17 protein-coding genes are annotated in these 18,352 nt (G+C 29.1%); 2 read left to right on the forward strand and 15 right to left on the reverse strand.

The genetic code is table 11. From position 1 onward, the window contains the following. The 14 genes from AVBRAN9331_RS05950 to aroQ all read right to left on the reverse strand — a co-directional run bounded on the left by AVBRAN9331_RS05950 (window position 1) and on the right by aroQ (window position 14,613). A complete protein-coding gene (locus tag AVBRAN9331_RS05950; RefSeq protein ID WP_214142580.1) occupies window positions 1-1,077 on the reverse strand; it encodes a PrpF domain-containing protein in 1,077 nt (358 codons plus the stop codon). 2 nt (window positions 1,078-1,079) lie between these two features. Continuing rightward, window positions 1,080-1,937: an isocitrate lyase/PEP mutase family protein gene (locus AVBRAN9331_RS05955; RefSeq protein ID WP_214119946.1), complete on the reverse strand. Its 858-nt coding sequence runs from the start codon at window positions 1,935-1,937 to the stop codon at window positions 1,080-1,082. 108 nt (window positions 1,938-2,045) lie between these two features. Continuing rightward, window positions 2,046-3,380: a branched-chain amino acid transport system II carrier protein gene (gene brnQ / locus AVBRAN9331_RS05960; protein ID WP_336607860.1), complete on the reverse strand. Its 1,335-nt coding sequence runs from the start codon at window positions 3,378-3,380 to the stop codon at window positions 2,046-2,048. Window positions 3,381-3,399: 19 nt separating this feature from the next. Continuing rightward, a complete protein-coding gene (locus tag AVBRAN9331_RS05965) occupies window positions 3,400-5,703 on the reverse strand; it encodes a DNA translocase FtsK (protein ID WP_336612622.1) in 2,304 nt (767 codons plus the stop codon). Between the two features lies 1 nt (window position 5,704). Next, the gene (locus AVBRAN9331_RS05970) at window positions 5,705-7,993 is read right to left on the reverse strand and encodes a flagellin N-terminal helical domain-containing protein (protein WP_336612623.1); all 2,289 of its coding nucleotides are present in this window, start codon (window positions 7,991-7,993) and stop codon (window positions 5,705-5,707) included. 44 nt (window positions 7,994-8,037) lie between these two features. Then, window positions 8,038-8,565 carry a TIGR00730 family Rossman fold protein gene (locus AVBRAN9331_RS05975; protein WP_214117266.1) on the reverse strand — a complete coding sequence of 176 codons (528 nt, stop codon included), beginning with the start codon at window positions 8,563-8,565 and terminating at the stop codon, window positions 8,038-8,040. Beyond that, complete coding sequence (gene fliY / locus AVBRAN9331_RS05980) at window positions 8,562-9,377, reverse strand: flagellar motor switch protein FliY (RefSeq protein ID WP_214117267.1); 816 nt, start codon at window positions 9,375-9,377, stop codon at window positions 8,562-8,564. Before fliY ends, AVBRAN9331_RS05975 begins: the two co-directional genes overlap by 4 nt. Continuing rightward, a complete protein-coding gene (fliM, locus tag AVBRAN9331_RS05985; RefSeq protein ID WP_214117268.1) occupies window positions 9,370-10,470 on the reverse strand; it encodes a flagellar motor switch protein FliM in 1,101 nt (366 codons plus the stop codon). Before fliM ends, fliY begins: the two co-directional genes overlap by 8 nt. Further along, entirely contained in the window at window positions 10,463-11,158 is a 696-nt protein-coding gene (locus tag AVBRAN9331_RS05990; protein ID WP_250325125.1) for an RNA polymerase sigma factor FliA, read from the reverse strand. The genes fliM and AVBRAN9331_RS05990 overlap by 8 nt, the downstream gene beginning before the upstream one ends. Further along, window positions 11,142-11,495 carry a hypothetical protein gene (locus AVBRAN9331_RS05995; protein WP_214149799.1) on the reverse strand — a complete coding sequence of 118 codons (354 nt, stop codon included), beginning with the start codon at window positions 11,493-11,495 and terminating at the stop codon, window positions 11,142-11,144. Before AVBRAN9331_RS05995 ends, AVBRAN9331_RS05990 begins: the two co-directional genes overlap by 17 nt. A gap of 5 nt (window positions 11,496-11,500) precedes the next feature. After that, a complete protein-coding gene (locus AVBRAN9331_RS06000) occupies window positions 11,501-12,367 on the reverse strand; it encodes a P-loop NTPase (RefSeq protein ID WP_214117271.1) in 867 nt (288 codons plus the stop codon). Between the two features lie 3 nt (window positions 12,368-12,370). Further along, on the reverse strand, window positions 12,371-13,639 hold the full coding sequence (gene flhF / locus AVBRAN9331_RS06005) for a flagellar biosynthesis protein FlhF (protein ID WP_336608639.1): 1,269 nt from the start codon (window positions 13,637-13,639) through the stop codon (window positions 12,371-12,373). Between the two features lie 9 nt (window positions 13,640-13,648). Continuing rightward, entirely contained in the window at window positions 13,649-14,128 is a 480-nt protein-coding gene (folK, locus tag AVBRAN9331_RS06010) for a 2-amino-4-hydroxy-6-hydroxymethyldihydropteridine diphosphokinase (protein WP_214117274.1), read from the reverse strand. After that, window positions 14,128-14,613 carry a type II 3-dehydroquinate dehydratase gene (gene aroQ / locus AVBRAN9331_RS06015; RefSeq protein WP_214117276.1) on the reverse strand — a complete coding sequence of 162 codons (486 nt, stop codon included), beginning with the start codon at window positions 14,611-14,613 and terminating at the stop codon, window positions 14,128-14,130. Before aroQ ends, folK begins: the two co-directional genes overlap by 1 nt. 193 nt (window positions 14,614-14,806) lie before the next feature. Here aroQ and flgK point away from each other — a divergent pair, with 193 nt between their 5' ends. Together flgK and der are read left to right on the forward strand one after the other, a co-directional pair. Continuing rightward, window positions 14,807-16,657, forward strand: coding sequence for a flagellar hook-associated protein FlgK (gene flgK, locus AVBRAN9331_RS06020; RefSeq protein ID WP_336609531.1), 1,851 nt, complete (start codon window positions 14,807-14,809; stop codon window positions 16,655-16,657). 34 nt (window positions 16,658-16,691) lie between these two features. Then, a complete protein-coding gene (der, locus tag AVBRAN9331_RS06025; RefSeq protein WP_214149802.1) occupies window positions 16,692-18,098 on the forward strand; it encodes a ribosome biogenesis GTPase Der in 1,407 nt (468 codons plus the stop codon). 19 nt (window positions 18,099-18,117) lie between these two features. Here the strand turns inward: der and AVBRAN9331_RS06030 are convergent. Then, on the reverse strand, window positions 18,118-18,352 hold a 235-nt coding region (locus tag AVBRAN9331_RS06030; protein ID WP_442862295.1), incomplete at its 5' end, for a cation transporter dimerization domain-containing protein.

Consider the following 18,352-nt stretch of genomic DNA (forward strand, 5'->3'; position numbering starts at 1 on the left):
TTAATTAATGTAAATAAATCCGTCCATTATTCTTCTTGCACTTCTTTTAAGTCCAACACCTATGATTTTACCACTTTCTATCTCTACGCTAACATCTACTACGCCTAAAAAATGTTTAATTTTTACATCTTGAATACCATTTTGTATCATAGTTAAACCACTAAGCTCATTTGCTAAAGTGCCATTTTCTAATGCTGCAACGGCTAAATTATATAATCCACTAGCAGGCGAACTTTTGTGAAGATTTCTAAGGCTTAAAACTCTAATTCCTATATCAAATTCACTTTTATCATCAGATTTAAAAAGTGCTGCTATTTTTGGTATAGCTTGATTGTTTTCTAAATCATTTTCATCTTTAGCAAAACCTAATTTAATAGCATAAAAATCTCTTAATTTGTTTAAATCTTCAATAGCTTTTAAAGCACTAAAATCATTATAATTTAAATTAAAATCTAAATCAAATTCCCTTGCATCAACATATAAAAATGGATTTATTAAATCAAGTAAAGTAGCTCTATAACCATTAAAATTGCTAATTTTTCCTAATGGATATTTAAGTCCTGTTTGTTCAGCCCCTGCATTTTTAATAAAAACATCAGCTAGCTCACAACCACCGAAAACTCCTTGCATAATACTAGAACCTTTTTCTACAAATTCTCCATCTTTAATATTAGCTTTAAATTCAATAATTTTTTTAATATTTGTATTGTAAATTCTAACACATACATTGCTTGCAAACCTATCAAAACTAAATAACTTTTCATTAATGGCATAAGCTCCAACAGCAGCTATTAAATTCCCGCAAGTGCCTTTATTATCTATACTATCTTTCATAACCCCAGCTTGAAAGAATTCCCACTCAATATCATAATTTTTATTATTTACACTTTTTACAACGCATATTTTATTGGTTGATGATATAGAACCACCTAACCCATCAATAGCGTTTTGGTTATGACAATCAATGGATTTTTTAAATATATCAGCCCAAGTGCTTTTATCTTTAGGCAAGTCATTTGCGTTAAATATTAGCCCCCTACTCGTGCCACCCCTATAAACACTGCATTTAATTTTCATAATTATCCTTTAAATTTATTTTCTATATCCATCCACTTATCAAATTCACATATTCTATTTCTTTCTTTCATAGAAATCATTAAATGTTCTGCATTATCTGTTCTGCCTGTAGTTTTTAAATGATTTAATAAATCATTCATACCTTTAATAGCAGCTTTTAAAGTAGCATTTGCATAAAGAACTATATTAAAGCCCATTTTTTGTAATTCATCATTGCTTAATATCGGAGTTTTGCCACCTTCTACCATATTTGCAATATGATAAGCTTTTACTAATTTAGGAAGACTTGCCATTTGTTCTATGCTAGTAGGAGCTTCTATAAATAATATATCAGCTCCACTTTCTAAATACGCATTAGCTCTATTAATAGCATCATCAAAACCGTTAACAGCAATTGCGTCTGTTCTTGCAATTATTAAAGTATCATATTCTAAAGCGTCTTTACAAGCTTTGATTTTCGCACACATTTCATCTTGAGATATTAATTTTTTCCCATCAAAATGCCCGCACCTTTTTGGTAGTTGCTGGTCTTCTATTTGAATTGCTGCTATTTTGTTTTTACTAAATTCTTTTGCTGTTCTATAAACATTTAAAGCATTGCCGTAGCCATTATCTATATCTGCTATTACGGGAAGATTTGTAGCGTCGTTTATTCTCTTTGTATTTTCTAACATTTCATTCATACTAACAAGTCCTATATCAGGAAAACCAAACTGCATATTTGCCATACCTGCTCCTGTAGCATAAACAACTTTAAAACCTGCTAATTCAATAAGTCTTGCATATAAAGCACAAGAAGCTCCTGGTGCTACTAGAATTTCTTGTGAATTAAGTGCTTCTTTTAAAATTTTTGCTTTCATTAGCACTCCTTTTAAAAAATGCTTAATCTTAACACAAAATTTTAATTTTTGATATTAATTGTTAATTAATAAGAAATAAGTGTGTAGAATTGTAACAAGATGATTTAATTAAAAATCATCTTTTTTACTAAAGGCATTAATAATATATCCTAATATAAACATAACAATCACAGGTATAACCCAGCCAAGCATAGATGAGTAAAATGGCAACATTTCTAAATATTTAGCTATACCTAAATAAGATAATATTTTTTCATCGTTTATGCTTAAAATTGAGCTATCAATTGCGTTTAAAATTCCTATAAAAGCCGCAGTATAAACGCTAAATCTATAAATGATTTTGCTCTCATTTATTAAATTATTTATTAAAGATAAAATTATTAAAACTATAGCTATTGGATAAATCGCTATTAATATAGGAACGCTTACTTTTAAAATCTGCGTTAAACCTTGAATTGATAAAACAAAACTAGCAACTACCCAAATAATAACCCAAGTTTTATAAGAAATCTTAGTAACACTACTAAAATAACTAGCACTTGAGCCAATCAAACCAATCGTAGTAGTAAGACAAGCAAGTAAGGCAGTAAATCCTAAAATAAATCTACCAAAACTACCAAATAAATCATCACTAATTAATGATAATAAAATAGCCCCATTACTAGCGTCTTTAAAGGTATTACCATAAACATAGCCTAAATACCCTAAAGCAAAATAAACTATCATTAAAATAATTCCAGAAAATAATCCTGCTTTTATAGTAAGCAATGATAATTGATGTTTATTAGTAACTCCTAATGATTTTAAAGCCCCAACAACACTAATCCCAAATACTAAAGCAGCAAGCGCATCCATAGTCTGATAGCCTTCTACAAATGCTGTTGCTACTGGGTGGGTAGTGTAATTTTGATTAGGAATGCTAACATTTACTTCTGAATAAATTAAAGTGCATATAAAAAATACTGCTATTAAAATAAGTAAAATCGGTGTTAAATACTTGCCTAATGTATCTAACATAGTGCTAGGATTTAAGCATATATAATAATTAAGTGCAAAATATATAAAACTATAAAAAGCTAAATAATATACATTATATTCATTATCAACAAAAGGTAAAATCATTATTTCATAAGGCATAGTGCTAGCTCTTGGAATTGCTACTAAAGGCCCTATGGTAATATAAATAACTGCTACAAAAATTACTGCAAATGTTACATTTACTCTACTTGCTAATTCTTTTAATGTTCCTGCTTTAGCAACTGCAGCAACGCCTAAAACAGGTAAAGCAACACCTGTTACACAAAAAAACAAAATCGCTAAATAAAAATTACTCCCCGCATCCATTCCTAGTTTTGGTGGCAAAATAAAATTCCCCGCACCAAAAAACATAGCAAACAACATTAATGCTACTACATAAAATTCTTTTTTTCCTATTTTTGTCATATTTCTCCTTAGATTTTTTTTATAAAAGACTTCTTACACCTTTTGAATTAGGTTCGCTCAAAATTCCTTGCTTTTCGCACTGCTCTACAATATTAGCAGCTCTATTGTAACCTATATTTAATTGGCGTTGAATATAAGAAATACTAGTTTTTCCACTCTCTTGCATAATTCTTACAGCTTCACTGAATAATTCATCTACACTATCATCATTATTTTTAACATAGGTTTGAGTAAAGCTTGAATCTTGTAAAATACTCTCATCATAATTTGCTTTTTCTTGTTTTTTTAGGTGCTCTACTACTCTAATTATCTCTTCTTCACTTGCAAATGGAGCGTGCAATCTTACTATCTGACTTGTTCCTGGTGGAGTAAATAAACTATCTCCACGACCAAGCAAACTCTCAGCTCCTTTAGAATCGAGTATAACCTTACTATCAACTCCAGTTCCAACTTTATAGCTTAATCTACTAGGTAAATTTGCCTTAATAAGACCTGTTATTACATCTACACTTGGGCGTTGTGTAGCTACTATTAGATGAATTCCTGCTGCTCTTGCCATTTGAGCTAATCTTGCTATATAAGTTTCTACTTCTTTTCCGCTAGTCATTATTAAATCAGCCAACTCATCAATAATAATTACAATATAAGCAAAAGGCTCAAGTCCTAATTTAGGTGCTTTTTCATTAAAACTCTCAATATTTTTAGTATAAACGCTAGCCATTAATTCATATCGTCTTTCCATCTCTAAAACCATATTTTTTAAAGCTAAAGTTGCTTTTTCTGCTCTTGTAATTACAGGAGTTAATAAGTGCGGAATATCATTATACATTGAAAATTCAAGCATTTTAGGGTCAATCATCAATAACCTTAAAGTCCTTGGGCTATTTTTATATAAAAGACTTAAAATCATAGCATTAATACCCACACTCTTACCGCTTCCTGTAGTTCCTGCTATTAATAAATGCGGTAAGCGTTTTAAATCAGTTACAAAAGTATTTCCTACTATATCCTTACCTAAGGCTATTGTTAATTTACTTTTAGATTTTGAAAATAATTCATCTTCAAAAATAGTTCTAATATTAATTGTTTGAGAAGTTTTATTTGGAATTTCAATCCCTACCACATCTTTTCCTGGAATTGGTGCTTGAATTCTAATACTTGTAGCCTTAAGTGCCATAGCTAAATCATCAGCTAAGCCTGAAATTTTGCTAAGCTTTACATCAGCAGCAGGTCTAAACTCAAATGTAGTAACCACAGGACCCCAATAGGTTTTAACCACATCTCCATCAATCTTAAAATGCTTTAATTTTGCTAAAAGCTCGTTTATTTTCTCATCAAGCTCATCTTCATTAATTATTATTTCTGTAGTTACGGCTTTATCTAATAATTCCACACTAGGTAACTCAAAATCTCTTGGTATTTCAATCGCTCCTAATTCAATATCTTTTAAAATTGCTTTATTTTCTTCAAGCTCATTTAAAATCTCTACTTTTTTGCCTTTTTTAGGGACAAAACTTTGAGAATCTTGCTCATCTACTATCAAAATATCTTGAAAATCATTAGAATTTAAAACAGGAATTTCATTTTGTATTTCTTCGGTTTGCTCTACTGATTTTTCTTCTTTTATTTCGTTTTTAACTATTTTAAAATCATCTTTATTAATGCTATCTTTGTTTATTTTCTGCATTAAAGGCTCTAAAACTATTTTTGGCTCACTAATTATTTTGCCTTGTTCGTTTGTAAAATTAATTTTAGTCTTTTCATCTTCTTTAGGAGTTTTTATTTCATATGATTTTACAAATCTAATATTGCCTAAATCACTTAAAATTTCTTCTTTTGGTTTTGATTTGTCTTCTTTAGGAGTTTTTGTTTCTTTTATGATTTTTTCTTTTTTAATAGGTTTTTCTTTGCTTTTAAAAAGATTTTTGAACTTATCTTTATCTTGTAATTTTGAATAAATATAAGAATGATTAAAATAAATTAAAACAAATACAAGCAAGATAAAAAATACAATATTTACAAAACCTAAAAAGCTAATAATTCCAAAATCAAAAACACTAGAAAAAGGTAAAGATAATATCAAAATACTACAAATTATATTGGCTAATATTTTTAAAGCATATTTAAAAGATTTATATACAAATAAGTAATTTCCTACAAATGCTAATAAAAAAATATAAGAAAGATTTCCAAAACAAATTCTTAAGCCCTTGCTAAAATAAGCACTTGCTAAAAACAATCCATTAGCTTCGGGCAAAAACAGCCCGAAACTAAAATAAAATAATATAAATGAAACAAATATAAATATAAATTCTTTTTTCATCTTACATATAATTTAATAAGCTTAATTTTGAAACCTGCGCACTAGCTTGTAAAGTAGCTTGTAAGGTAATTGTCGCTTGCATTAGCATTAATTGGCTTTCTACAGGGTCTGAATTAAGAACCTTCGCCTTAACTTGTTCAACATTTACTTTCATTAAATCCGCTCTATCTTGAGAATTTTGAATACTTGTTTGAGTTGCACCTATTTTTGTATGAACTTTATTAATATGATCTTGTAAATGGTCAATCCTTTTTAAAGCTCCTTGAATACCAACACTCTTTAACAATTCAGGATTATTGCTATCTGCTCTATAATTTCCATTTCTAACAGCTTCTATCATCTTATCAAGGTCTTTTATAATATCAACCCTACCCTCATCAACAATTAAAGTAGAATTTGTATTAAAATTAAACAAATCTCCCTTTTTAGAACCTTCAGCAATTGGCAAACCATTAGCATCAACGCCAAAATCAAATTCATCTTTATTCATAGTATTAGCGTCAAATATAGCTAAATCTATTTTAGTAGTGGTTGCACCTTTGTCTATTAAAGTCATTTGACCTTTTTCATTAAGACCTACATCAACTGAATTTTTAGAATTAATTAACAGCCTTTCTAATTCTGCTTTATCATCATTATTTAAAATCATAGGAGAATTAGCTTGATTTGGATATTTTTGAACTAATTGATAATCTTTAGTTGGGATATTATCACTAGCAAACATAGAAATAATATCTCCTAATTGCTTATATGTTATATTTTCAGGATTTGTCTTAACACTATCTGAAATATGCTGATTATTATCATAAACCACATTTGTAATAGGTAAGGTTACCTTTTTATCTTGACCATTTTGTTTATAGCTAGCCGTTGCAGTGCCTTGAGTAATATTAAAATCTATTGAATAATGTACCTTATTTTTTGAAGTAATTTCTAGTTTTAAAACGCTATCAGGTCTTGTAGTATCATTTGGATTTAGCTTTAATGTTCCTTGCGAAGCCTCAACTAATTTAGTCTCATTAGTAGCTACATTATTATTTTTATCTACTTGAGCTATGTTTGAGCTTAAGATATTATCTTTTTTACTAAATAAAGACCTAGAATAATCAATCCCATCGCTAGTAAAAGAAGTATCAATATTACCTGTATTTGTAAATTCTAAAACAAAAACATCATTATTATTTCTTAAATCATTTGGATTAGTTACACTTGCTAACTCACTTTTAACAGGAAAAGGAATGATAGGCATTGGTGGTGTATCAGGTATTTTTGGTGGATAAATTTGTCCGAAATCATCAGCCTTAGCAGTAGCTGCAAACATAGAAAAATTAATTCTACTTTCTTGATTTTTTAAATCAGTAATTTCTATTGTTCCATTATTGCTAAGCGTTACATCTACTACTTTATTTTCTTTAGTATTTCCGTATAACTCACCTATTTTATTAAGCATAGCACCAACATCTTCACTAGCACCCATCTTAAACTTAGCTTTAAAACTCTCACCATTTCCCTTAGTCCCACGAACATAAAAATAAGTATCAGGAAATCTTCCTTCATCATTTTTTAAAAAATGATCATTCACATTAAGTTCTTTTCCATTAGCTTGTGGTTTTAAATATTCTTTACCAATTAAGTCTTTAATCTTACTATCTTGAGTAATATAATGCACTTCTTCTGGTTTATTAATATCATATCTTCTATCAACCAAACGAACATTTGTGCTGATTATTTTTTTATAATCATTATCAACACCCTTCATAAGCTCTTGACCTGAAATATTGTAATCATTATACACATTAGACCCTAGTAAAACTTGCATATTTTCATCATTGCCATAATAATTACCCTTTTCATCAAAAGGCTTAGTCCCAACATTAGTTCCACTGAATAAATATTGTCCGTTAATACTTGTATTTGCAATATTTACAATATGATCTCTTATTTTTTGTAAGTCATTTGCTAAAGCGTTTAAAGAAGTATCAGAATGAACTTCGTTTGCACCTTGAATTAATTTGTTTTTAAATTGGTCTAGTGCCTTACTCATTTCATCTACTGCTTTATCAGAGTTTTTTGTAATATTTATAGCTTTACTAGCAGCTTCGCTAATTTGCTGAAATGTAGAAATCTCATAAACAAGTCTTGAACCTTCTGAATAAATTCCAGCGTCATCATAAGATTGATTAATCTTCAAACCACTTGTTAATTGGTTATTTGCGTCATTTATCATATTTTGCTGACGCTGAAAATTGCCTAAATTTTGTGAATAAATATAAGAGCTTGTTATTCTCATTCTTTTTCCTTGTTAATAATCTTTAGGGTATATCGGTAAAAAAATTATTTTATTAAGTCTAAAACTTCACTAGGTGTATTTGCTATGCTAAAAATATTTAAAGAACTCTCATCAATTGCACCGGAATTTAAAAGTGTATTTTTAAAAAAATCAACTAATGGTTTAAAAAATTCTTCGTTATATAAAATGATTTTATAATTTCTTAATTTTGTTTGAGCTAAGGTTAAAACTTCAAATAATTCATCTAAAGTTCCATATCCACCAGCACAAACTATCATTACATCATTTTGCATTAAGGCTTTTTTTCTTAAAGATAAATCGCTAAATTCAATAGATTTAGTGCAATATTCATTTAATCTTTGTTCCATTGGTAATTTTATATTAATACCAATACTCTCAACCCCGCCAACTAAAAAAGCAGCTTTATTAGCAGCGTGCATAATACCACCGCCACCACCTGTAGTAATGCTATAGCCGTTCTTTGCTAGAACTTCACTTAATTCAAAAGCGTCTTTATAATATTTATTATTTTCATCAAATCTAGCCGAGCCAAAAATTGTAACTGATTTCATCTAAGACTTTCTAACCTTTCTTTTTTATCTCCGATTTTAGTAATTTGCACACCAAAATTTCCATCAACAATAACAACTTCTCCTTCAGCAAAACATTTATCCCCAACTAAGATTTCTAAAGGGTCATTTGCTAATTGGTCAAGCTCAATAACAGAACCTATATCCATTGTTAAAACATCTTTTAAAAGCATTTTTTTACTACCAATTCTAACTCTAATCGGAAGCTTTACATCCATTATTAAATTAATATTTTTTAACTCACCCAAATCCATTTTAGGCGCACTTACTTCACTTTCTTTTGTAGAATTTGAATTAGGATTTAAAAGCTTATAAGCTTTTTCATTGATAGCAAGACTTATTTGCTCATTTAAATCATTGATATTTACATCATAAAAATAAATTTTATAAAACTTAGATAAATCACACTCATCAGTCAAAAACTCACATTTTTCTAAGCTAAAATTAAACTTAGGTAAATCTTTTTGTGCATTTAATGAAGTTGAAAATGCTGAAAATATATTGCTAATTGCTTCTTTGCTAGCGTCAAGCTCATCTGTGCCTAAATTCTCATTCATTGAGATTTCTTCTTCGCCCATCATCCATTCAGAAATCGCACTCATTAAAACAGGACTTGATAAAAATGCAAATTCTTTATCTTCGCTTTTAAAAACTGCTTTTAAAATAGGTGGCTTTAAGGCATTGTTTTTAATATCAAACTCACTATATTCGCTAAATCTAGCACTTTTTCCTGTAAGCCCTTCAATAGTGGCAATACATTCATTTACAAATAAACCTAAAAACTCATCAATCATCTAATTTTTCCTCATCTTCCATTGACAATTCTTCTTGAATTTCTACTACTTTATCAAATTCTGCAGCCTTTGTTTTACGCTCTAGTTCGTAAGCTTCAAGTATATTTTTAACCTCATCTTTATCAGTTTTAATTAAATCTAAAATCTTAATTGATTTTTGGTATCTATGAATACCAAATTGAGCTAAAAATACATCTTTTCCATCAACGCTCACAATAGCTTTATCATCAGCATTTCTATTTAACTTAATAATATTTCCATTCTCAAGTCCTAAAAATTCTTCTACACTAATAAAAGCCTTGCCTAAAATCACTTCATAGACCATATCAGCACGACCTACTAAGGTTTTGATTTCTTTATTTCTACTTTTTTTAGCACTTGTTTCGCCTAGCATTACATCACGATTTGCTAAACGACCTAAAATTGGTTCTAAATAAATTACAGGATAACAAATATTAATCATACCGCTATTATTACCTATAGTAAGCTCCATAACAACCATTATTACTATTTCGTTTTGGCTTACGATTTGAACAACACTTGGGCTACTTTCTTTAGCTTCTACGCTAGGATACATATCAGTAATTATTGACCAACTTTCTTTAAGCCTACCCATCATAATTCTTAAAATACTATCAAGTAAGTTAATCTCAATATCTGTTAATTCTCTATTTTTTTCACTTCCTTCTCCAGCTCCACCTAATAATTTATCAATCATAGGAAAGGCAATACTAGGATTTATCTCTAAAACACAAGTTCCATCTAAAGGCTTGATTGAAAAAACATTAAAGCTAGTAGGATTTGGTAAAGACATCAAAAACTCACCATAAGTCATCTGGTCAACTGAATGTAGCTTTATTTCCACCATACTTCTCATCATTTGAGAAATTTGAGTAGCAAGGCTTCTTGCTAATTTATCATGAATTCCTTTTACTGCACGAAGTTGCTCTTTACTAACACGATTTGGACGCTTAAAATCATATATTATGATTTGCCTTTCATCGTTTTCTTTCTTTACTTCAGGGACACTATCGGCTGAATCAACGGAATTTAAAAGTGCGTCTATTTCTTCTTGAGATAAAATATCAGCCATCAATTAGCCTTTTTCTTAATGTATTAATTACCCTACTTTGCAACTGCGATACTCTTGATTCGCTAATTTGCAAAATTTCACTAATTTCTTTTAAACTAAGCTCTTCATAAAAATATAACTGAATAATCAATTGTTCTCTTTCATTTAATTCTTCTAAAACTTCGGTAATTTTTTCTAATAAATTTTCTTTATCAAGTCTTTCATTAGCGTCTTCATCGCTTAATACTTGTAATTGTTCATCTAATGGAACGATATAGCTAATTGATTGTGCCAATCTTGCTTCTTTAATCTTATCTATATCTATACCTAATTCACTTGCTAAATACTCATCACTTGGTTCTTCATCAAAATCATTTATATAATCATTTATTATTTTTTCTATATCTTTTACAATTTTTCTATTGCTTCTGCTTAAAGTATCAAGACTTCTTAAAAAATCAAGCATAGAACCATATACTCTTTTTCTAGCATATCCCCAAAAATTATCATTTTGTAAATCATCATAGCGTCTTGCTAATTTGATTAATTCTTCAGTCCCAACACCTATTAAATCATTAACATCAACACTAGCAGGCAAGCGTTCTTTTAATCTAAATGCCATAGCTCTTAATGCTGGTTGATATTTAACAGCTAATTCATCTTGAGCATTTCTTAAAGCACTTGCATACGCATTAAGCCGCTTTTGCATTATATTTCCTTGCAGGTTTTGTTTGCTTTTTGATAATTTCTAATTCACTTTCTACACTCTGAATAATCTTATCCATTCTATTTTCTCTAATTTCAAGCTCTTTTATAAAATGATTTGTGGTATTTTCATAAGCAAATTTATCAAAATTCCTACTACCTAATTTCTTTGCATCAACAAAATTAAGAACAACAAGGTGAATTAAAATATAAAAAACAAAAGTAGTAAATAAGGTAAAACCTATCATCATAAACGGATCATCAATCTTAAATACAGCACAAATAAAACCTATAAAAAATCCACAAACTGTAACAAAAGCAATATAATTATCCGTTCTCATATACCTTAAATCCTATCAATTAATCTTTTAAAAAAGCTTTTTATATTTCCTGAATCAGAATCTTTAAGCACATTTCGTTCCAATCTTGATAAAAGATTATTAGTAGCTTTTTTTAATTGATTAGTTTCTCTTGACGAACTTTGAGAAAACAAAACCCTACTTTTAATACAATCAATAACATAAGCAGAGCTTTCTAAGTATCCTAAATATTTTAATTCAGGATTATTTTTAATATTTGCTGATGCAACTTTTGAAATATTTGTAAATAAATCTAGTGCTTCTTTTTCGCTTTTTACCACATTAAAAAGCATTAAAAAATCATTTCTTACATCAGAAGTAACTTTAATAGTAGCATAAGCATCAGTAATTGCAGCAGGATCAGGTGTAGTTACAACAATAACTTCATCAGCAATTTCTAAAAAATGTAAAGTAGTTCCACCAATACCAGCACCCGTATCAATTATCAAAAAGTCTAAATCTTCTAATAATTCAGCATCTTCTAAAAAAGCGTCAAAATAACTTGAATTATTGTATTTTAAAATCTCTCCACCACTATCACCTGGGATTAGTTTTAAATTCGGTTTTACTTGTTTAATAATATCAGCTAGTTTGCATTCTCCTTTTAAAACATGTAATAAATTTTTGCCTATTTTTACATTTAAAATCACATCAAGATTTGCAAGACCAATATCAGCATCAAAAAGACCTACTTTATATCCATCATTTGCAAGTAAATTAGCAATATTAGCACTTATTGTGCTTTTGCCAACCCCACCTTTACCACTTGTAATTGCAATAAATTTTGTATTTTTCTTATTTACTTTATGCTCATTTTTCATAAGCTCATTTAATTTATCAGCTTGTGTTTGCATAATTTATCCTTTAAATCCATCTAAAACGCATTTAATTAAATACTCGCTATTAGCTACTAAAATATCATCAGGAACATTCTGACCTATTGAAAAAAACGAAACAGGTTTTTTAATATTAAAAATTAATGAAAAAATATTACCAAAAGCTCTAGTTTCATCAAATTTTGTAAGTATTAAAGTATCAATATTTAAAGCATTAAAAGCATTAAAAGTCTCTTCCATATCATCATACTTCATACCTGCATTTAATACCAATGCAACCTCAATTTCACTCTCACTAGCCTTTAAATAACTTTCTAATTTTTCAATTTTTGTTTTATCATATTGAGAATTACCGGTTGAATCTATTAAAACCACATCATAACCACTTAAAGTCTCAAGGTTTTTATGTAAATCTTCTTCGGTTGATACAAATGCAATTGGTAATCTCATAGTCCTAGCATATTCAGCTAATTGCTCTTTAGCACCTAGTCTAAAATTATCAAGTGAAACTATAGCAGTTTTGTATCTTTTGCTTCCGTATGCGTATCTATAAGCTAGTTTAGCCAATGTTGTAGTCTTGCCAACCCCTGTTGGGCCAACTAACATAATTATTTTTTGTTTTCTAATAGGTGCATCAACTCTGCAAGGTATCATACTCTTAAGTAAGGTTGTAAAATATCTAGTAATTGCTTCTTTATTACTCAATAAAGCTTTTGGCATATTTTTAAGAGTTGCTCTCATAATTTCATCTAAATGAGTTTGTAACATATCACTTTTTTTTGCTTTATCATAAATTAATGCAAACTCAGGTGGAATTTCAAGATTATTTCTAGCAGGAGCAAGTTCGCCCCATCTCATACTCATTAAATAATCTACTTTGCTATTTAACTCATTTAATAATTGCTTATCATCTTTTGTCTTATTGCTAGAATTAGGATTAAACTTTAATCTAGATAATTCTTTTTTAGAATTTAAATCTTGATTAAGTGGTTTATTTTCATTTTGATTTTGCTTATTTTCTATAGCTATTTTTCTATCAAAATTATCGCTTTTAAATTCTTTTAAACTATTTTCGTAGTGTAACGCTGCTCTTTTATTTACAATTGGTTGCTTTTTTTCTTTTGTATCATTAATAGCTACAACTACTTCTACCATAGCAGGGCTTGTTGGAGTTCTTCCTTCTACTTGAGTTACAGCAACTATTTCAGCTTCATCTCCATAATAATCTCTAACATAAGCTAAATAATCTTGTCCTTTTTCTACTCTAAAACTATCTTGCCTAATTGCCATATTTTTTCCTTACATTGTTCCTAATACTAAAGTTATACTAATCCTATCTTCTGCACCATAATGTGGTAATACTAATCTCTTATCGCAATATGTTTTTTCACTAAAATAAACAATATCTAAATCAAGAGTTCTAGGTGCATTTTTAAAACTTCTTGTCCTATGAAAAATATTTTCATAGTGTTGTAAAACTTTTAAAAGCTCTCTTGCGTGAAGACTTGTTTTAACAAACATTAAAGCATTTGTAAAATCTTTTTGCTCTTTATACCCAAAAGCTTCATTTATTAATAATGCTGAAGTTTGAATAATCTTAAATCTTCTATCAGATTTTAATTTTTTAAATAATCTTACAAATCTTTCACACTCAGGCTCTATATTACTACCAAGAGAAATTAAAGCTAAATATTTATAAGCTTTATTATCCTTGCTAAAATACGGATAATACTTAATCCTTTTAAAATATCTCGCTTCATTTATCTTGATATTTGGCATTAAGCGTTATTTGCTTTTAGTGCTTCTTCTTGAGCTGCTATAAATGCTCTTTGTTGTTGAACCATTTGAATTGCACTAAGTAATGCTAAATGATAGCTAAATGGTCCAAAACCACTAATAGTTCCAGCACATACAGGACTTAAGAAACTCTTAGCTCTAAATTCTTCTCTAGCATAAATATTGCTAATATGAACTTCAACTACAGGCATTCTAGTAGCTGCTATTGCATCAGCAATCGCAATTGATGTATGAGTATATCCACCAGCATTTATAATAATTGCATCACAAGTTCCTACACACTCTTGAATTTTATCAATTATTTCGCCTTCATAATTGCTTTGATAAAACTCTATATCAACATTGCTTTCTTTAGCAGCTATACTCATTTGTTCATGTATTTGAGCCATAGTCATAGTTCCATAAATTCTAGGGTCTCTTTGACCTAACATATTTAAATTTGGTCCTTGAATTACCATTATTTTCATATTTCTTCCTTTAATAAATATTTTAATGTTGGATTATAAGTTTTTAATTTTAATATAAGTTATTAAAAAATATTTTTTAAATCAATATCCAAAAAAAGAATTTCAAATAAATATAAAGATTAATAAAATTTTTACGATATGGAATATATTTTGCTAACAAGCTTAAATCAAGTTAAAGTTTTAAAGGTTAATTATGAGTATATTTTCAACACTAAATACAGGTGTAAGTGGTCTTGGAGCTGCACAAGTTCAAATATCTACAACAGGACATAACATTACAAATGCAAACAATCCTTATTATACTAGGCAAAGAGTGGTTCAATCAGCAGCAGATGCTTTACATGTGCCAGCTGGTGATATTGGACTTGGAACTAAGGTTGATAAGATTGTAAGAATTCACGATGAGTATGTTTTCACAAAAATGCGTGATAATACAAATAATTTTGAACATACTAAATATCTAAAAACAAAACTTGAAGAAGCAGCACAAAGATTTCCTGATTTAAAAGATGTTGGAATTTTAAATGATTTGCAAGCTTATCAAAAAGCTTGGAATAATTATGCTAGCAACCCTGCTGATGGTGCTACAAAAATAAATCTAGTTCAAGTAGCAACAACCCTTGCAAAAGATATAAAAGCTACTAGAGATGATATGTTTAAAATGCAAAAATCAGTAAATGATGATGTAGTTTTAACTATTGAAGAAATAAATAGAATTGGTAAGGATATTTCTACAATTAATGCTCAAATAGCAGCAAGTGAGAGCGCTGGTGATTCTATGGCAAATGATTTAAGAGATAAAAGAGATGAATTAGAATTAAGACTTTCAAAACTCGTTAAATCATCGGTTTTTAAAGAGAATTTAGAACAAAATGCTTCATTTGATACAAATGTAAAAGATGGAAGCATAGATTATCATTTAAATATTGAAGGTTTTTCTATAGTTGATGGGACAACATTTCATCCATTAAGAATAGATAGTGTTGCTGCAGGAAGCCCTTTTCAAAGGATTTATTATGAGCTTCAAGATGGAACTACTGCTGATTTAACTTCTAAATTAAGTGGGGGACAATTAGGAGCTCAACTTGATTTAAGGGGTCGTGAGTTTAATACCCAAACTAATGGATTTGATGATGGTATTTTGCAAGATTATATAAACAATCTTGATTCTTTTGCAAAAACTATGATTACAGAAACAAACAATATCTACTCAAGAGCAGCTCAAAAGCAAATATTATCAAATGAAATGTCTCATCTAAAGAGTGATGATATTATTATGAATGCAGATAATAGATTAAAAACAGGCACATTTGATTTAATCGTATATAACGATAATGGTAAAGAAGTAGCAAGAAAAACAATCACTCTTGATACAAGCACATCAATGACAGGTGGAGTAAGAAGTTCTAGTTTATTAGAAAAAATTAATTCTAATACAGATGATAATAATGATAATAACAATTTAAACGATTTTGATGATTATTTTTTAGCTGATTATTCTTATGATGAAACAAAAGATAGTGGTATTTTTAGTCTTATTCCTAAACTAGATGGATTTAAAGTAGGCGTAGAAGATCATGGCACTAATTTTCCTGGAATTTTTGGTCTTGGGAAATTCTTTGAAGGCACTAATGGTAGCAATATAAATGTAGATACTAGCCTAAGACACGACCCAACTTTACTTAGAGCAAGTAGTTCTGGTGCTGATGGAAATAACGATGTAGCAAATGCAATCAATCAACTTCAATATAATAAAATTGATTTTTACGATACTAAAGGAGAAAGCACTCAAGCTACTTTTGAAGGATTTTATAGGTCTTTAACAACAGATATAGCAAGTCGTGCAGAAAACAATAATACTTTATACAAAACAAACGAAGCTATCTTGGCTAATGTAACAGCAGAATTTCAATCAGTAAGTGGAGTTGATATGAACGAAGAATTAAGCAATCTTATGAAATATCAAGCAAGTTTTGGTGCAAGTGCTAAAATCATCACAACGGTTGATAAAATGTTAGATACTTTGCTAGGACTTAAACAATAATAGCTAAAATGAGCTTTTTTAATAAAGGATATATATGCAAAAAATAATGTTAATAGGAAAGCCAAATGTTGGCAAAAGCTCACTATTTAATCGCTTAGCAAAAGAACGCTTAGCGATAACTTCTGATATTAGTGGCACTACTAGAGATACTAATAGAAAAATAGTTGATATTAATGGAAAAAAGGCTATTTTAGTAGATAGCGGTGGGCTTGATGATAAAGATGAATTATTTCAAAATGTTAAAAAGAACACCTTAAAAGAAGCAAAAGACGCTGATATAATCGTTTATATGGTAGATTGTAAATTGGGTGCAAATGATGATGATAGGGCTTATTTTTATGATTTATTAAAGCTTAAAAAACCAACAGCTTTAGTAATTAATAAAGTAGATAGTAAAAAAGATGAAGAAAGAAGCTTGGAATTTACTCGTTTTGGATTTAAAAATGTATTTAATATAAGCGTATCTCACGCAACGGGAATTGATGAATTAAATGATTTTTTAAGCTCACATTTGCGTGATACTTTCGTGCCTGATAATTCAGAGCTTAGCTTAGAAGATTTCTTAGATGAAAACATAGCTGGTGAATATGATGAAGAAGGCATTAATGAAGTTAGCGAAATTGATGAAAATCATATAAAAATCTCAATTTTAGGGCGTGTAAATGTAGGCAAAAGCTCACTTTTAAACGCACTTGTAAATGATGAAAGATGTGTTGTAAGTAGCATTGCAGGAACTACGATTGATCCTGTAAATGAAAGTATTGAATATAATGGCAAAACGCTTGAATTTGTTGATACCGCAGGAATTAGAAGAAGAAGTAAAATTTTAGGTATAGAAAAATACGCTCTAAATCGCACCGAAAAAATGCTAGAAAACTCTCAAATCGCCTTGCTTGTATTAGATGCTGCTGAAGGATTTAACGAGCTTGATGAAAGAATAGCTGGGCTTTTAGGTAAGAATTATTTAGGCGTGATTATAGTTTTAAATAAATGGGATTTATGTGGTAAGAGTGATAAAGAATTTGATGAAGTTTGCAAACATTTAAGGCTTGATAGATTTAAATTCTTAGCCTATGCACCTATTATTAGCGTTTCAGCACTTAGTAAAAAGCGTATTAAAAATCTTTTAGATTTAATCTTAAAAGTGCATTCAAACTACATTCAAAAAATCCAAACTTCAAAACTAAATCAAATCATAGAAGAAGCTTGTCTAGCTCATCCATTGCCACACGATAAAGGTAAACTTGTTAAGATTTATTACGCTACTCAATATAGCGTTGCACCACCAAAAATCGCACTTGTAATGAATAGACCAAAAGCACTTCATTTTTCTTACAAACGCTATTTACAAAATGTATTAAGAAAGCATTATGATTTAAGCGGAGTCCCACTAATCATAGCAGCTCGTAAAAAAGGCGAAAAAGAATTAATTGAAGAGTAATTAGGAAGTTAATTCCTAATTATTCGCTAATTTCTGGCTGAATAGTAATATGATGTATATTAAACTCATTTTTAAGTAAAGCATTAAGCTTTTGTAAAACACTTTTAAACTCATTTAAATCATCTAAGATTATATGAGCTGTTAGTATATGATAATCTTGAGAGATTGAATGAATGTGTATATCGTGAATATCTTTTATATTTAAATCTTGCTTTAATATAAATTCTTTTACTTCACTAATCTCAATGAATGAA

Source organism: Campylobacter sp. RM9331, assembly GCF_020137685.1.
In the GTDB taxonomy this organism is placed as follows: domain Bacteria; phylum Campylobacterota; class Campylobacteria; order Campylobacterales; family Campylobacteraceae; genus Campylobacter_E.

What these genes read in the sequence shown, in the direction of transcription:
- AVBRAN9331_RS05950 (WP_214142580.1), bottom strand. Translation starts at nt 1,077, where the DNA reads ATGAAAATTAAATGCAGTGTTTATAGGGGTGGCACGAGTAGGGGGCTA.
- AVBRAN9331_RS05955 (WP_214119946.1), bottom strand. Translation starts at nt 1,937, where the DNA reads ATGAAAGCAAAAATTTTAAAAGAAGCACTTAATTCACAAGAAATTCTA.
- brnQ (WP_336607860.1), bottom strand. Translation starts at nt 3,380, where the DNA reads ATGACAAAAATAGGAAAAAAAGAATTTTATGTAGTAGCATTAATGTTG.
- AVBRAN9331_RS05965 (WP_336612622.1), bottom strand. Translation starts at nt 5,703, where the DNA reads ATGAAAAAAGAATTTATATTTATATTTGTTTCATTTATATTATTTTAT.
- AVBRAN9331_RS05970 (WP_336612623.1), bottom strand. Translation starts at nt 7,993, where the DNA reads ATGAGAATAACAAGCTCTTATATTTATTCACAAAATTTAGGCAATTTT.
- AVBRAN9331_RS05975 (WP_214117266.1), bottom strand. Translation starts at nt 8,565, where the DNA reads ATGAAATCAGTTACAATTTTTGGCTCGGCTAGATTTGATGAAAATAAT.
- fliY (WP_214117267.1), bottom strand. Translation starts at nt 9,377, where the DNA reads ATGATTGATGAGTTTTTAGGTTTATTTGTAAATGAATGTATTGCCACT.
- fliM (WP_214117268.1), bottom strand. Translation starts at nt 10,470, where the DNA reads ATGGCTGATATTTTATCTCAAGAAGAAATAGACGCACTTTTAAATTCC.
- AVBRAN9331_RS05990 (WP_250325125.1), bottom strand. Translation starts at nt 11,158, where the DNA reads ATGCAAAAGCGGCTTAATGCGTATGCAAGTGCTTTAAGAAATGCTCAA.
- AVBRAN9331_RS05995 (WP_214149799.1), bottom strand. Translation starts at nt 11,495, where the DNA reads ATGAGAACGGATAATTATATTGCTTTTGTTACAGTTTGTGGATTTTTT.
- AVBRAN9331_RS06000 (WP_214117271.1), bottom strand. Translation starts at nt 12,367, where the DNA reads ATGCAAACACAAGCTGATAAATTAAATGAGCTTATGAAAAATGAGCAT.
- flhF (WP_336608639.1), bottom strand. Translation starts at nt 13,639, where the DNA reads ATGGCAATTAGGCAAGATAGTTTTAGAGTAGAAAAAGGACAAGATTAT.
- folK (WP_214117274.1), bottom strand. Translation starts at nt 14,128, where the DNA reads ATGCCAAATATCAAGATAAATGAAGCGAGATATTTTAAAAGGATTAAG.
- aroQ (WP_214117276.1), bottom strand. Translation starts at nt 14,613, where the DNA reads ATGAAAATAATGGTAATTCAAGGACCAAATTTAAATATGTTAGGTCAA.
- flgK (WP_336609531.1), top strand. Translation starts at nt 14,807, where the DNA reads ATGAGTATATTTTCAACACTAAATACAGGTGTAAGTGGTCTTGGAGCT.
- der (WP_214149802.1), top strand. Translation starts at nt 16,692, where the DNA reads ATGCAAAAAATAATGTTAATAGGAAAGCCAAATGTTGGCAAAAGCTCA.